At 74.4% G+C, this 14392-nt stretch carries 11 protein-coding genes; 5 read left to right on the forward strand and 6 right to left on the reverse strand.

Annotation, left to right across the window (positions count from 1 at the left end):
- Positions 1-117: 117 nt before the first annotated feature.
- Together ACF1AK_RS30455 and ACF1AK_RS30460 are read right to left on the reverse strand one after the other, a co-directional pair.
- Entirely contained in the window at positions 118-1173 is a 1056-nt protein-coding gene (locus ACF1AK_RS30455; protein WP_391502070.1) for a hydrogenase expression protein HypE, read from the reverse strand.
- A 132-nt stretch (positions 1174-1305) separates the two neighbouring features.
- The gene (locus ACF1AK_RS30460) at positions 1306-2988 is read right to left on the reverse strand and encodes a hydrogenase maturation protein (RefSeq protein WP_391502071.1); all 1683 of its coding nucleotides are present in this window, start codon (positions 2986-2988) and stop codon (positions 1306-1308) included.
- Between the two features lie 294 nt (positions 2989-3282).
- Between ACF1AK_RS30460 and ACF1AK_RS30465 the strand changes: the two genes are divergently transcribed.
- From ACF1AK_RS30465 to ACF1AK_RS30475, 3 genes are all read left to right on the forward strand, one after another.
- Positions 3283-3705, forward strand: coding sequence for an XRE family transcriptional regulator (locus ACF1AK_RS30465; RefSeq protein WP_380293439.1), 423 nt, complete (start codon positions 3283-3285; stop codon positions 3703-3705).
- Positions 3706-3863: 158 nt separating this feature from the next.
- Entirely contained in the window at positions 3864-4349 is a 486-nt protein-coding gene (locus tag ACF1AK_RS30470) for a ParH-like protein (RefSeq protein ID WP_391502072.1), read from the forward strand.
- On the forward strand, positions 4342-4914 hold the full coding sequence (locus ACF1AK_RS30475; protein WP_391502073.1) for an MAB_1171c family putative transporter: 573 nt from the start codon (positions 4342-4344) through the stop codon (positions 4912-4914). The genes ACF1AK_RS30470 and ACF1AK_RS30475 overlap by 8 nt, the downstream gene beginning before the upstream one ends.
- 73 nt (positions 4915-4987) lie before the next feature.
- On the opposite strand, the gene ACF1AK_RS30480 is transcribed toward ACF1AK_RS30475, so the two are convergent.
- The 3 genes from ACF1AK_RS30480 to htpG all read right to left on the reverse strand — a co-directional run bounded on the left by ACF1AK_RS30480 (position 4988) and on the right by htpG (position 10818).
- Entirely contained in the window at positions 4988-7192 is a 2205-nt protein-coding gene (locus ACF1AK_RS30480; RefSeq protein WP_391502074.1) for a tetratricopeptide repeat protein, read from the reverse strand.
- 48 nt (positions 7193-7240) lie between these two features.
- Complete coding sequence (locus ACF1AK_RS30485; protein ID WP_391502075.1) at positions 7241-8452, reverse strand: hypothetical protein; 1212 nt, start codon at positions 8450-8452, stop codon at positions 7241-7243.
- A gap of 449 nt (positions 8453-8901) precedes the next feature.
- Positions 8902-10818 carry a molecular chaperone HtpG gene (gene htpG / locus ACF1AK_RS30490; RefSeq protein ID WP_391502076.1) on the reverse strand — a complete coding sequence of 639 codons (1917 nt, stop codon included), beginning with the start codon at positions 10816-10818 and terminating at the stop codon, positions 8902-8904.
- Positions 10819-11021: 203 nt separating this feature from the next.
- On the opposite strand from htpG, the gene ACF1AK_RS30495 reads away from it, so the two are divergent.
- Both ACF1AK_RS30495 and ACF1AK_RS30500 read left to right on the forward strand, forming a co-directional pair.
- On the forward strand, positions 11022-11825 hold the full coding sequence (locus ACF1AK_RS30495; RefSeq protein WP_391502077.1) for a glycerophosphodiester phosphodiesterase: 804 nt from the start codon (positions 11022-11024) through the stop codon (positions 11823-11825).
- Positions 11822-13210: an MFS transporter gene (locus ACF1AK_RS30500; RefSeq protein ID WP_391502078.1), complete on the forward strand. Its 1389-nt coding sequence runs from the start codon at positions 11822-11824 to the stop codon at positions 13208-13210. The genes ACF1AK_RS30495 and ACF1AK_RS30500 overlap by 4 nt, the downstream gene beginning before the upstream one ends.
- A 15-nt stretch (positions 13211-13225) precedes the next feature.
- Here the strand turns inward: ACF1AK_RS30500 and ACF1AK_RS30505 are convergent, their stop codons facing one another.
- A complete protein-coding gene (locus tag ACF1AK_RS30505; protein ID WP_391502079.1) occupies positions 13226-14251 on the reverse strand; it encodes an LLM class flavin-dependent oxidoreductase in 1026 nt (341 codons plus the stop codon).
- Positions 14252-14392 lie beyond the last annotated feature (141 nt).

The following is a 14392-nucleotide window of genomic DNA, read 5'->3' on the forward strand; positions in this document are numbered from 1 at the left end:
GGGCCGCCCCCGCCGGCCGGGGGGGGGGGGGGGGGGGGGGGGGGGGGGCGGTGGGGGGGGGGGGGGGGGGGGGGGGGGGGGGCCCCCGGCGCCGGGGGGGGGGGGCGCCCCGTCCGGTCACCGCGGCGGGCGGTAGCCGGTGGTCAGGGCGGGCCCGGGGTGGCGCCACCGGGGTTCCTCGTCAAGCGTCCTGAGGGTGGTCGCGCGCAGCCGCCGGATCACCGAGCCGTAGGACCGGCTGACCTTGGTGGAGACCGTCGAGCCGGGCGGCGGGTCCATGAACGGCATGAACTTGTCGGGGAAACCGGGCATGGTGCAGGCGATGCAGATGCCGCCGACGTTCGGGCAGCCGCCGATGCCGTTGATCCAGCCGCGCTTGGTGACGTTGCACTTGACGACCGGGCCCCAGCAGCCGAGCCGCACCAGGCACTCGGGGGTGCCGTAGTCGGTGGCGAACTGCCCCTGCTCGTAGTAGCCGCCGCGGTCGCAGCCCTCGTGCACGGTGGCGCCGAACAGCCAGACCGGCCGCAGCTTGTCGTCCAGCGGGATCATCGGTGCCGAGCCGGCGAGCTGGTAGAGCAGGTAGGTCAGGGTCTCGGCGAAGTTGTCGGGCTGGATGGGACAGCCGGGCACGCAGACGATCGGCAGGCCCGCCTTGGACTTCCACTCCCATCCGAGGTGGTCCGGCACGCCCATGGCGCCGGTCGGGTTGCCCTCCATGGCGTGGATGCCGCCGTACGTGGCGCAGGTGCCGATGGCGACGACCGCGGTGGCCTTGGGGGCGAGGCGGTCCAGCCACTCACTGGTGGTGATCGGCTGGCCGGTGTCCGGATCGTCGCCGAAGCCGCACCAGTAGCCCTCCTCCTTGATCCGCTCGTTCGGGATGGACCCCTCGACGACCAGGACGAAGGGGTCGAGCTCGCCGCGGTCCGCCTTGAAGAACCACTCGACGAAGTTGTCGGCGCCCTGGACCGGGCCGCACTCGAAGTCGATCAGCGGCCAGTGCACCGCGACCTTCGGCAGGCCCGGCAGCGCGCCGGTGACGATCTCCTCGATGCTCGGCTGCATGGCGGCGGTCAGCGCGACCGAGTCGCCGTCGCAGCTCAGACCTGCGTTGATCCAGAGAATGTGCACCACGTCGGTGTCGGTGGCGCTCGTTGCTGCAGCACCCATGAGGATGCCTCCTCGGAACTGGGAGCCGGACGGGATGGCTCAGAACCGTCATAACAGCCCCCGGCCGGTCCCGCCGGTCCACGGAGCCGGACGGAGCGTTCGAACGGCCGCAATCCGGATGGTCCGTCCGGGTCACGCCCGGGCGGCGGGGGCGGGCAGCTTGCGGACGAAGGCGGAGCGCAGCGCGTGGTAGGGCGCGTCCGGGTCGAAGAACTGGCGGCGCATCACGGCCAGCTCCGCCGTCCGGTGGTCGGCGAGCGGCCGGACGCGCTCGTCGGCCTCCCGGGCGGCCTTCTTCGCGGCGATCCGGCCGTACACCGTCGGCGAGGCGGCGGTCAGCCGGGCGAGGCGGGCGGCCGCGGGCCCGAAGTCCTGCGGGGTGCAGGGCAGGACCCGGTCGACCAGCCCGGCCCGCAGGGCCGCGGCTGCGCTCACCGGCAGGGCGCGTCCGGTGAGCCGCGCGGCCTGCGCCGCGCCCACCCGGCGCGGCAGGCTGTAGGTCCAGTACTCCGAGCCGTGCAGCCCCATCAGCCGGTAGTGCGGGTTGAGCACGGAGCCCCGGCGGCACCAGACCTCGTCGGCGGCCAGCGCCAGCATCACCCCGCCCGCCGCCGCGTTGCCGCCGAGGGCGGCGACCACCAGGCGGTCGGTGGTGGTGAGGACCGCCTCGACCAGGTCGTCGATGGCGTTGATGTTGGCCCAGGACTCGGCCGCCGGGTCGGCGGCGGCCTCGATCACGTTGAGGTGGATGCCGTTGGAGAAGAAGTCGCGGCCGCCGCCGAGCACCAGGACGGCGGTCGGGCGGGTCAGCGCGAAGCGGTAGGCGTCGAGCAGCCGGCGGCAGTGGCCGGTGCTCATCGCGCCGCCGGGGAAGGAGAAGCGCAGGAAGCCGACCGGCCCGTCCTCGCGGTAGCGGATGTCCGACCAGACCGGGTCGTCCCCGGCCGGCATCACCGGGGCCGGCAGCTCCGGCAGCGCGGGCAGCGCGTCGCCGAGGGCGGTGACGGCGGGCAGCTTGAAGGTGGCGGGCCCGCCGGGGACGCGCCGCCGGCGCAGCTCGGGGATCCACACCGCGCCGTCGCGCGTCGCCCGGCACAGGGCCCCGGCCCGGGTGGCCAGCAGCTCGCCGGGGCGCCCGCGCAGCGCCCGTTCGGGGTGGCCGCCGTGCAGGTACCAGGCGCCGCCGAGCAGCTCGTCCAGCACGCCGGGCCGGGAGTCGGCGGCCCGCAGCTTGAGCACCACCGTGTCGGTGGTGTCGCGCTCCCAGTCGATCCGCCGCACCTCCTGGCGCAGGAAGGGCCGGGTGTGGTCGGACGCCCGCCAGTCGGGGCCGCTCTGCGGGCGGGGGGCGTGGGTGCCGGAGGCGAAGCGCCGCACCGCCCGCAGCACCGCCTCGACGGCGGCGTCGGAGACCTCGTTGCGATAGAGGTCGCTCTTGGCGACGGGCGGCAGCGGGCAGGGCGCCGTGGCCCAGACGGGGCCGGCGTCCATCACCTCGTCGGCCTGGAGCACCGTCACGCCCCAGACGGGTGCGCCCTCGTGGATCGCCCAGTCGAGGGCGGACGGGCCGCGGTCGCCCGGCGGGCCCGGGTGCACGATCAGGCAGGTGACGGCCGTCCAGACGTCGCGCGGCAGCGCCGTCGTCAGCATCGGCGCGATCACCAGGTCGGGGGCGAAGCCTCGCACCGCCGCCCGCAGCGGCTCCTCGCCCGCGGTGGCGAGGTGGACCTCCACCGTGTGACGGCGGTCCCGCAGCTCGGCGTGGACGCGCTGGGTGAGGCTGTTGAACGCGCTCGCGACGAGCAGGATCCGCATCTGCGCCTCCGGCGGTGTGGGCACCCGTGGACGCGGTGATCATCTCCCCCGGGCACGCCGGGGCCCGCCGCGCCGCTCCGCCGGGTCACCCGGGCGGCGGGCCGGGCCGCGGACCGGCTGCGCTCCGCCGCCCGCCGTCCGCCGTCGGCGGTCACAGGGTGACGGTGCACGAGGTGACGGTCCCTCCGGCGGCTCCGCGCAGCGGCGAGGGGGGAACTACAATGGGCGACCGTCGCGCGTGCTCGATCCGCACACGCACCGCGCGTGTGCCCGGGGTGAGGGGAGAGGTGTGCCGTGCCCGACGCAGACTCCGGTACGTCCACGCTCGCAGGGAAGATCGACCGGCTCTTCGACGTGGTCCGCCGTCCCGACCGCGAGCCGTACACCCACGAGGAGGTCGCCCGTGCCTGCCGCGAGGCGACCGGCGAGAGCTTCTCGGCGACCTATCTGTGGCAGCTGCGCACCGGCCGCCGGGACAATCCGACGAAGCGTCACCTCGAAGCCCTGGCACAGTTCTTCCAGGTCCCTCCGGTGTACTTCTTCGACGACCGGCAGAGCGCCCGGATCGCCGAGGAGCTGGCCCTGCTCGGCGCCCTGAGGGACGCGGGCGTGCGCGACGTGGCACTGCGCGCGGTGACCCTGTCGCCCGAGGGGCTCGGCACGATCCGCGACATGATCGAGGCGATCGCCCGGCTGGAGGCCGGCGGCGGCAGGTAGCGGCAATCGGCGTCGAAGCGGTTCTCCCGGCGCGTCCCCGTCCGTAGGATCACCTCCCGGCTGAGGGTGGTCGAGCACCGGGGGGAATGGACGTGGGGCATCCGGGTGGGGCGGAGCGGCGCGGGCTCTGGCAGCGATGTCGCACCGTCGCGGAATCGGTGCCGCTCCCGGAGCCCTTCGGCCTTCCGGCGCTGACCGAGGCGCTCGCCCGGCGGCGCGGCCGGCCGATCGAGCTGATCCCGCTCTCCGGCCCCGTCGACGCGCCCTGCGGCGCGCTGGTCAGCACCGACCGGGCGGACTACATCGGCTACCCGCTCGACACCACCGCGCTGCACCAGCAGCACATCGTGCTGCACGAGATCGGCCACCTGCTCTGCGGGCACACCGGCGGCACCGGACCGGGGGCGGCCGTCGCCCAGGCCCTGCTCCCGCGGCTGCCGGGCGAGTTGGTCCACCGGGTGCTCGGCCGGTCCGGGTACTCGGAGCGCCAGGAGCAGGAGGCCGAGCTGGTCGCCTCGCTGGCCCTGCACCGGGTGCTGCACCGGCCCCGGGTCACCGTGACCGCGCGGCTCGCCGAGCGGATCCTGCGGCTGGGCCACGCCCTCGACCGCCCACGGCCGCGCGGTGCGGCCCGGCGTGGCTGACCGGCGCCGCACCCGCGCCCACCGGCTCCGGCGGGCCGTGCGCGGCGCCGTCCGGCGGGCCGACCCGGGCGGGCGGGCCAGGGCCCGGTGCGACCACCGCCGGCTCGGGCCGCTCTGGTCGGTGCTGCGCTCGGAGCTGCCGGAGATCGAACTCATGGTGCCGGAGCGCGCGTTCGGACCGGCCGGCGGGCGGCGGGACATCCGGTTCGCGCTCTACCGGCGGATCATCGAGATCCGCGACGGCGAGCTGGCCCTGCGCCCCCATCTGCACCCCCGGGTCGCGCACTGGGTGCGCGAGGTCGCCCGCCCCTCCGGCCCGGAGGAGTTCGCGGCGCTGGTGGAGGCCGCCGCGATCGCCGCCGCGCTGGAGGCCGCCCGGGCCGGGCACCGCTTCCCCGCCGGGGCCGGCCCGGGGTGGGTGCCGCACCCGGTGGCGGCCGGGCTCCGCGAGGAGGCGGCATGGCTGGTCAAGGTGGCCGCCGCGTACCGGAGTTCACCGGTCATGGCGCACGTCCGCCGCCGGGTGCGGGCCGAACTGGCGCAGGCCGGCGCCGCACCGCGCTGAGGTCCGCCCCCGGTCCCGGGGGCGCCGGGGGCGGACCGGCCCGGGGGCGGACCGGCCCGGGGGGCGGGCCGCTTCAGGCGCGGGCCAGCTCGGGCATCAGCTCGTACACCTGGTCGGCGGAGTCCGGATCGGCCGCCAGGCAGGCCAGCAGGTCCGCCCTGGCGGTCTCCGCCCGGTCCAGGCCGATCAGGCAGCGCGCCCGCTGCAACCGGGCGTCGACGTCCTCGGTGGACTCCACCACCTCGTCCAGCAGCCGGACGGCCTCGCCGTAGCGCCCCGCGTCGTGGTGGACCACCGCCAGGTTGAACCGCAGGCCCGGCTCGGCGGACAGCTCGACGGCGCGGGCCAGGTTGCGGCCCGCGCCGTCCAGGTCGCCCTGCCGGTAGCGCAGTTCGCCGAGCAGGGCCCAGGCATGGGCGTCGTCGGGGTCGGCGGAGAGCGCGGCCGCGTAGGCGTCGGCGGCCGCTGCCGGGTCGTCCGCCTCGGCCAGCAACTGGCCCTGGAGGCAGAGCAGTCGGGCGTTGCCGGGGGTGCGGGCCAGCCCGGCCCGGACGTCCGCCCCGGCGGCCTCGTGGGCGCCGGCCTCGAACAGCAGCGAGGCGCGGTTGAGCCGGGCGTCGTCGAACTCCGGGTCCAGCTGGAGGACGTAGCCGAAGTCCGCCACCGCCGCCTCGGTGTCGCCGAGTTCGGCCAGCACGTCGGCGCGGTTGAAGTACGCCTCGGGGAACGGCGGGGAGAGCCGGATCGCGCGGTCGTAGTCGGCCAGCGCCCGCTCCGGTTCGCCGAGGTCGCGCCAGAGCATGCCCCGGTCGAAGTGGTACTCGGCGTAGTTGGGGTCGCAGTCGATCACGGCGGTGTAGTCGGCGACGGCCTCGGCGTGCCGGCCGAGGGCCGCGTACACCTGCGCGCGGTTGTAGCGCAGCACCGAGCGGTGCAGCGCGTGCTCGTGCGGCTCCAGGGTCTCGTCCAACTGCGCGATGCAGGCATCCAGCAGCTCCAACGCGGCCTGCGGGCGGCCCTGGTGGACCTCGATCAGCGCGAGCCCGTTGCGGTTGAACACCACGCGCGCCTCGCGCTCCTTGGGGTCCGGGTGCCAGCGGGCGAAGGCGATCGCCTGGTTGGCCCAGGCGCGGGCCAGCCCGTGGTCGCGCCGACCGGCCTCGAAGTGCCGGGTGTGCAGCATCGCGGTCGCGTACGCGGCCTGCATGTGGACCTCGGGCGAGGTGCTGAGCGTGCGGGCCTCGTCGTAGAGCGGCAGGGCGCGCTCCGCGAGGCCGAGCGCGGCGAAGGAGGTCGTCATCTTGGTGGTGAAGGCCCACCAGTGGGTGGGGTGGCTCTCGTGGGTGACCAGCCGGCGGCCGCGCTCGCCGAGGTCGACGACCGCGTGGTAGTAGCCGAGGTCCATGCAGTGGTCGAGGGCGTGGCGCAGCAGGTCGGCGCCGACGCCGGACGGGTCGCTGCCGTGCTCGGCGTGCCAGGCGATGGCCCCCAGCCTCAGCGAGGACTCGCCGACCGTCTCCAGCTCGGCACGGCGCAGGTCGTGCAGCCGGGCGCGTTCGCCGGCCGGCAGGGCCAGGTAGGCGGCCAGGTCGGCGGGGTCGTCGCCGGTGCCGTCGGCGGCGACGTGGGCGCGGCCGGGCACGGCGTCCGGCACGTCCGTCCGCGACGGGCCGCCCTCCCCGGCGGCGGGGGCGTCCAGCACGGCGCAGTGCGCGGCGAGAGCGTCCGGCAGGGCCTCGCGGCCCGGGCCGTCCGGGCGCTCCAGGGCCTCGGTGCCGGTGGTGACCACCACGGTGAGCAGCCCGGGGTCGGTCCGCCGCAGCAGGACGGCGAGGAACTCGCCGTCGGTGGGGTCGGCGCGGTGGGCGTCGTCGACGACCAGGGTGCGCGGGCCGTCGCCGCACGCGCGCAGGTACGCCTCCAGGAACTCGACCAGGCCGTGGGCGATCCGCAGGGTGCGCAGCGCGGAGTAGAAGCGGGTGCGTTCCCTGGGCACGGCCAGCGAGGTGAGCGTCTCACGGGTGGCGGGCACCAGAGCGCGCAGTTCCGGGGTGGTGGAGAGGAGTTCGATGTCGTGCCGGGAGACGGCCTCGGGGCATCGGGCGAGCGCGTCGGGCACGATCGCCCGCAGCACCGAGCCGACCGCCGTGTAGGGCCCGCGCAGCCGGCGGTCGGCGTTCACCACGGCGAGCACGGGCGGCAGGTCGAGCCGGTCGCGGGCCTCGACGCGGGCGGAGCGCCGGTCGGCGCGGACCCAGTGGTGGCGGTGTTCGGCCATGGCACAGCTGCCTTTCGTGCGGTGACGTGGGATCAGGGGAAGGCGGTGTCAGATCGCGCGGGCGGCACGCCGCTCGCGCAGCGCGACGACCACGACGACGCCGGTCTGGGCGAGGCTCAGCAGCATCAGCAGCAGCGAGTCGAGGCGGCCGGCCAGGGACGCCTCGCCGGTCAGCCGCAGCCACATGTCGCGCAGCAGCCGGTAGGCGGTCGGCACGACGACGCCGGCGAACACGGTGAGCGTGAAGGCGTAGCCGGTCAGCATCAGCCAGGCGTACCAGCGGGCGACCCGCCGGTCGACCGGGTGGTGCACCGACAGGTCCGTCGGCGGGCGTCCGGTGATCCGCCGTGCGGCGTTGCGCAGCACGTCGCTCGCGGCGGCGTGCAGGTCGACGCAGCCCAGCGCGGTGCAGAGCAGGACGTAGAGGTCGGTGCGCAGGTAGAAGAAGGCCTGCCAGACGAGCCGCAGCACGGTGGCGTAGGCGACCGCGAGGCAGAGCCGGGCGGCGCCCGCGTCGGTCCCGCGCAGGACGTCGGCGGTCAGGGTGAGCACGGCGATCGCCAGGACGTCTGCCAGCATGCCGGCCAGGATGGGCAGGTAGCGCTTGCGGCGCGGCACGCTGACCAGCCCGTCGAGCGAGGTCTCCAGCACCAGGTAGACCAGGCGGCGGCCGATCGAGAGCTTCGAGCGCAGCCCGAGCCGTCGGCCGGCCAGGGCGTGGAAGGCCTCGTGGAGGGCGAGCAGCGGCGCCTGGCCGAAGAACAGCAGCAGGACGACCAGCGTGTAGGAGGGGCTGAAGAACAGCTTGTCCGCGCTCGGGACCAGGGCGGGCACCCGGATCATCTCGGCCGCGGCGAGGGCGGTGAGCAGCGCGTAGCCGATCAGCGCGGGCCGGCTGAAGACCGCCCGGCCCAGCCGCTGCCAGCGCACCGGCGCCGTCCCGGCGGCCGGCGTCCCGGCGGCCTCGCCGGCCGGGCGGAGCAGGCCGAGGTCGGCGAGGACCTCGACCAGGTCGGCGATGTCGACGCTCTCGCCGTGCGCCTGCCGGTAGCGTTCGGCGGCCTCGCGCGGGGTGGCGCCGTCGGCGAGCAGCCGGACCAGTCCGGCGCCGTCGGCCGGGAAGACGGCGTAGGTGTCGGTCTCCGGACTGCCGATGGTGACCTCGTCGCCCTCGTCCAGGTAAACGAGCCGGCGCAGGGGCAGCGCGCGGTCCAGGTCGAGGCCCGGGGCGTCGGAGCTGCTTTCCACGGAGGAGTGCACGGACCCTCCTGAAGGAGGTGGGCGGAGGAGCGGACGGGGCGCGGAGGGGGACGGAGCGGTGCCGGCCGGCACCGCGTTCCCCCGTGTCCGGCGTGCGGGTCAGAGCTGCTGGGTCACGATGCAGTCCCACGGCAGGTACAGCGCGCGAGCCGTGCTGGTCAGACGGACCGGGCCGGTCTTGCGGACGACGATCTTCTTCATGACGGACATCTCCTTCCATGACGGGCGGTCAACAGGCTCGGCCGATGAACTGAAGTGAACGGGAGTTTGACATCCAGTCACCTCAGCTCGGCCAGGACCAAGGGTGGTGAACCTGAACGGCCCGCGTCAAGAGATGCGCACCGCGTCCCACGGGATGGCGCCCCGGCAATGAATAAACTGAAATGAATGGCGCGGGGACGCAACGACCCCGGCCGCGGAAGAGCGGCCGGGGTCGCGGAGCGGTGCGGTCAGAGGCCGCGGGCCAGGCGCTCCGTGAGCAGCCGGGTGAAGCGCGCCGGGTCGGGCAGGTCGCCGCCCTCGGCCAGCAGTGCGCCGCCGTGGACCAGCTCGGCGATCTCCGCCAGGGCCGGGTTCCCGGGGTCGGCCTCGTGCGCCGCGCGCAGCCCGGTGATCAGCGGGTGGGCGGGGTTGAGCTCCAGGATCCGCTTGACCGGGGGCACCTGCTGCCCCATCGCGCGGTACATCTTCTCCAGGGTCGGCGTCATGTCCTGGGCGTCGCCGACCACGCAGGCCGCCGAGGTGGTCAGCCGCGAGGAGAGCCGGACCTCCTTCACCTGTCCGGACAGGGCCTGCGTCAGCCACGGCAGCAGCGCGGCGAACTCCTGCTCCCGCTTGGCCTTCTCGGCCCCGGCCTCCTCGTCGCCGCCGTCCGGCCCGTCGAGGTCGACCTGCCCCTTGGCGATGGACTGCAGCCGGTGGCCGTCGAAGTCGGGCACCCGCTCGACCCAGACCTCGTCGACCGGGTCGGTGAGGATCAGCACCTCGTACCCCTTGGCGGCGAACGCCTCCATGTGCGGGGAGTTCTCCACCGTGGCGCGGTCCTCGCCGGTCAGGTAGTAGATGGCCTCCTGGCCCTCCTTCATCCGCCCGACGTACTCGCGCAGGGTGGTGGGGCGCTCCGCGTCGTGGGTGGAGGCGGCCGACACCAGCTCCAGCAGGGAGGCGGTGCTGTCGGCGTCCTCCAGCAGGCCCTCCTTCAGCACCCGGCCGAACTGGTCCCACAGCTTCAGGTAGCGCTCGGAGTCCTTGGCCTGGATGTCCTTGAGCGCGCCGAGGACCTTCTTCACCAGGCGCCGGCGCACCCCGCGGATCTGGCGGTCCTGCTGGAGGATCTCGCGGGAGATGTTCAGCGACAGGTCGTGGGCGTCCACGACGCCCTTGACGAAGCGCAGGTAGTCGGGCATCAGCGCTTCGCAGTCGTCCATGATGAACACCCGCTTGACGTACAGCTGCACGCCGCGCTTGGCGTCGCGGGAGAACAGGTCGAACGGCGCCTGGGAGGGGATGAACAGCAGCGCCTCGTACTCGAAGGTGCCCTCGGCGCGCATGTGGATGGTCTCGGCCGGGGCGAGCCAGTCGTGGCTGATCTGCTGGTAGAACTCGGTGTACTCGGCCTCGGTGACCTCGCTGCGCGGCCGGGCCCACAGCGCCTTCATCGAGTTGAGGGTGTCGACCTGCCGGGTGGTGGCGCCGTCGGCGTCGGTGCGCTCGCTCGCCATCCGGATCGGCCAGCGGATGAAGTCCGAGTACTGCTTGACGATCTGGCGGATCTTCCAGTCCGCCAGGTAGTCGGCCAGGCCGTCCTCACCGTCGGCGGGCTTGAGGTGCAGCGTGACCGAGGTGCCCACGGGCAGGCCGTCGACGGCCTGGATCTCGTAGGTGCCCTCGCCGTCGGACTCCCACTGGGTGCCGGCTTCGGTACCGGCCCGGCGGGTGCGCAGGGTGACCCGGTCGGCGACCATGAACGCCGAGTAGAAGCCGACGCCGAACTGCCCGATCAGGCTCTGCGCCGCGGCGGCGTCCTCGGTCTCCTTGATCTTCTCCAGCAGGCCGGCCGTGCCGGACTTGGCGATGGTGCCGATCAGCTCCACGATGTCCTCGCGGCTCATCCCGATCCCGTTGTCGCGGACGGTCAGCGTCCGCGCCTCGGGGTCGGTCTCCAGGGTGATGTGGAGGTCGGAGGTGTCGGCGTCGAGGCCGGAGTCGATCAGTGATTCCAGCCGCAGCTTGTCCAGGGCGTCGGAGGCGTTCGAGATCAGCTCGCGCAGGAAGATGTCCTTGTTCGAGTAGATCGAGTGAATCACCAACCGGAGCAACTGGCGCGTCTCGGCCTGGAATTCCAGCGTCTCGACAGTGCTACCCACTCGGGGGGCTCCTCTCTGGGGCGGTGCGTGAGCAACGGACGCGGAGGGACGCCGGGCGGCCCCCTCCGCCTTCGCATGATAGGCGGCCGCGCGACCCCGTGGGCGTTACATCTTGACATCGGATGTAACAATGTCACGCGCCCGTGGAGCACCTCCCCGGACCCCCGTGGAGCACCCATGGAGCACAGAGCACGGAGCACCGCATGCACCCCTTCCTCGACCACCCCGGGCCGCTCGCCTTCGCCCACCGGGGCGGCGACCTCGGCCGCCCGGAGAACTCGCTCGCCGCCTTCGAGGCCGCCGTCGCGCTCGGCTACCGCTACCTGGAAACGGACGTGCACACCACCGCCGACGGCGTGCTGGTGGCGTTCCACGACCACCGGCTCGACCGGGTCACCGACCGCACCGGGGCGGTGGCCGAGCTGCCCTGGCGGACCGTCCGGCAGGCCCGGATCGGCGGCACCGAGCCGGTCCCGCTGCTGGAGGACCTGCTCGACGCGTTCCCCGGCGCCCGGTTCAACATCGACGTCAAGGCGGCGCCGGCCGTCGGGCCGCTGGTCGAGGCCGTCCGCCGGACCGGGGCCTGGGACCGGGTCTGCGTCGGCGGCTTCTCCGACACCCGGCTCGCCGCCGTGCGCGCCGCCGCCGGGCCCCGGCTGGCCACCTCGCTCGGCCCCCGCGAGGTCGCCCGGCTGCGGCTGCGCTCGCTGGCCGGCCCGCTGGCCCGCGGCGGCACGGCGCCGTGGGCCGGCCTCTGCGCCCAGGTGCCCGAACGGCACCGGGGCCTACGGGTGGTGGACCGGGCCTTCGTGCGCGCCGCGCACCGCCTCGGCCTGCAGGTCCACGTCTGGACCGTGGACGACGCCGCACGCATCCGCGCTCTGCTCGACCTGGGGGTGGATGGCATCATGGCCGATCGCGTCGACGTCCTGCGGGACGTCCTCCGCGAGCGCGGCTGCTGGACCGGCGGCGGCGACGGCTCCAGCACGGGGATGGGAACAGCATGAGCACCACGACCGACCGGCCGGACCATCCGGCGACCGCCACCGAGGACGACCGCCGGGCGCTGCGCCGGATACAGGTGGGGTGGTACGTCAACGACTGGGCCAACGCGGCCTTCTCCGCCACCGTCCTGACGGTGTTCCTGGGGCCGTACCTGACCTCGGTCGCCAAGGCGGCCGCCGACGCCGACGGGAACGTCCACCCCCTCGGCCTGTCGGTCCGGGCCGGCTCCTACTTCCCCTACACGGTCTCCTTCTCCGTGCTGCTCTCGGTCGGCGCGATGCTGCTGGCCGGGACGGTCGCCGACCGCACCGGGCGGCACAAGGAGCTGATGTGCGGCTTCGCCTACCTCGGCGCGACCGCCACCATGGGCATGTTCTTCCTCGGCGGCGACCGCTACCTGCTCGGCGGCGCCCTGCTGGTGGTCGCCAACCTCGCGTACGCGGTGTCGGTCGCGCTCTCCTACGCCTACCTGCCCGGCCTGGCCGCGCCCGACGAGCGCGACGCGGTGTCCTCCAAGGGCTGGGCGTACGGCTACGCGGGCGGCGGGCTGCTGCTCATCGCCAACCTGGCGCTGTTCCAGGGCCATGACGCCTTCGGCCTCACCGAGGGCACCGCCGTGCGGATCTGCCTGGCCTCGGCGGGTCTGTGGTGGGCGCTGTTCACCGTCGTGCCGATGCTCCGGCTGCCGTCCCGGGCCGGGGTGCTCCCCGGTCGCGCCGCCGCGCCGGTCAGGGACGAGCCGGCCGCCGGCAGCCTGCGGGAACTCGGCCGCACCGTGCGCGGCATGCGGCGCCACCCGCTCACCCTGCTCTACCTGGCCGCCTTCCTCTGCTACAACGACGGCATCCAGACCGTCGTCTCGCAGGCCTCCCTCTACGGCAGCGAGGAACTGGGCATGGACCAGACCTCGCTGGTCACCGCCGTGCTGCTGGTGCAGGTGGTGGCGATCGGCGGCGCGCTGCTGCTCGGCCGCATCGCCCACCGGTACGGCGCCAAGCGGACCATCCTGGGCTCGCTGCTCGGCTGGGTGGTCACCCTCGCGCTCGGGTACTTCATGCCGGCCCACCAGCCGGCCTGGTTCTACGCCCTGGCCTGCATGATCGGCCTGGTGCTCGGCGGCAGCCAGGCGCTGTCCCGCTCGCTGTTCTCCCACCTGATCCCGCCCGGCAAGGAGGCCGAGTACTTCAGCGTCTACAAGGTCAGCGACCGCGGCACCAGCTGGATGGGGCCGCTGGTCTTCGGCCTGGCCTACCAGGTCACCGGCAGCTACCGCTCGGCGATCGTCTCGCTGCTGGTGTTCTTCGTCATCGGCTTCGCCGTGCTGCTGAAGGTCCCGGTGCGGCGGGCGATCGAGGCCGTCGGCAACCCGGTGCCCGAGCGGCTGTGAGGGACCGGGGCCCGGTCAGACGTCCTCGGCCGGCTTCCAGCCGAGGGCGGGGGCGAGGTTGGTGGCGATGTCGGTGAGGATCTGCACGTAGTCCTCGTGCCCGAAGGTGAACGGTAGCGCGAAGACCACCTCGTCGACCTCCCGGAACCCGGCGTGGGCGTACAGCTGTTCGGCGATCTCGGCGGAGCTGCCGATCAGGTCGCGGGCGTACATCACCCGCGCCGGGCCCTGCGGGGCGGCGGTGCGCGCCGTACGGCCGCGGACGTACGCGTGGTAGCGCGCCCGCTGCTCGGCGGTGGCGCTGTCGGTCGGGATCACCACCAGGCCCTGCGAGACCCGGGCCCGTGCGCCCAGCGGGTGGCGCTCGCGGAAGGCGGCGATGTGCGAGCGCTGGATCTCGGCGAAGTCCTCGGACTCCTCCGCCCGCACCACGTTGCTGGTGAGCAGGCCGAGCCCGCGCTCACCGGCCCAGCGGGCGGAGCGCAGGCTCCCGCCGCCGTAGCGCAGGCGCTCCGCCAGGCCCGGCGAGACCGGCTGCACCCGGTCCGAGTACACCTCGATGCCCTCGACCCCGCTGAAGTCGGTGGCCGGATCGCCGCGCAGGAAGCCCAGCAGCCGGTCCACCCGCCGGTAGCCGAAGTCCTCGGCGTCGGCGGTGTCCGGGTAGAGCGCGCGGGACACCTGCTCCCAGTGGCCGGGGCGGCCCACGCTCACGCCCGGGTCGAGCCGGCCGCCGGAGAGCAGGTCGACGGTGGCGAGGTCCTCGGCCAGCCGCAGCGGGTTCTCCCAGCCGACCGGGATCACCGCCGTGCCCAGCCGGATCCGGCTGGTGCGCTGGGTGGCCGCCGCCAGCACGGCGACCGGGGAGGAGATGCCGTGCTGCAGGTGGCGGTGGCGCACCCAGGCGCTGTCGAAGCCCAGCCGCTCGCCGAGTTCGACGAGCCGCAGCGTCGACTCGTGGCCGGCGCCCGGGTCGGCCGGGTCGAACAGCCCGATGGTCAGGAATCCCAGCGTGCGCAGGGGCTGCGTGTGCGACGGCACCGGTCGTCCTCTTTCCTCGGTTCCCGCCCGGCGGGCGGACGGCCGGGCGTGCCGTCCACCGTCACACACCGGCCGGGGCCGCTCAAGGGCCGCCGGAGGATCGCCACGGGGCGCAACATCCGTGTCACACCCCCGCAGCGG

The sequence above is a fragment of the Kitasatospora sp. NPDC015120 genome (assembly GCF_043080305.1).
Taxonomy (GTDB): domain Bacteria; phylum Actinomycetota; class Actinomycetes; order Streptomycetales; family Streptomycetaceae; genus Kitasatospora.

What these genes read in the sequence shown, in the direction of transcription:
- ACF1AK_RS30455 (WP_391502070.1), bottom strand. Translation starts at nt 1,173, where the DNA reads ATGGGTGCTGCAGCAACGAGCGCCACCGACACCGACGTGGTGCACATT.
- ACF1AK_RS30460 (WP_391502071.1), bottom strand. Translation starts at nt 2,988, where the DNA reads ATGCGGATCCTGCTCGTCGCGAGCGCGTTCAACAGCCTCACCCAGCGC.
- ACF1AK_RS30480 (WP_391502074.1), bottom strand. Translation starts at nt 7,192, where the DNA reads ATGGCCGAACACCGCCACCACTGGGTCCGCGCCGACCGGCGCTCCGCC.
- ACF1AK_RS30495 (WP_391502077.1), top strand. Translation starts at nt 11,022, where the DNA reads ATGCACCCCTTCCTCGACCACCCCGGGCCGCTCGCCTTCGCCCACCGG.
- ACF1AK_RS30500 (WP_391502078.1), top strand. Translation starts at nt 11,822, where the DNA reads ATGAGCACCACGACCGACCGGCCGGACCATCCGGCGACCGCCACCGAG.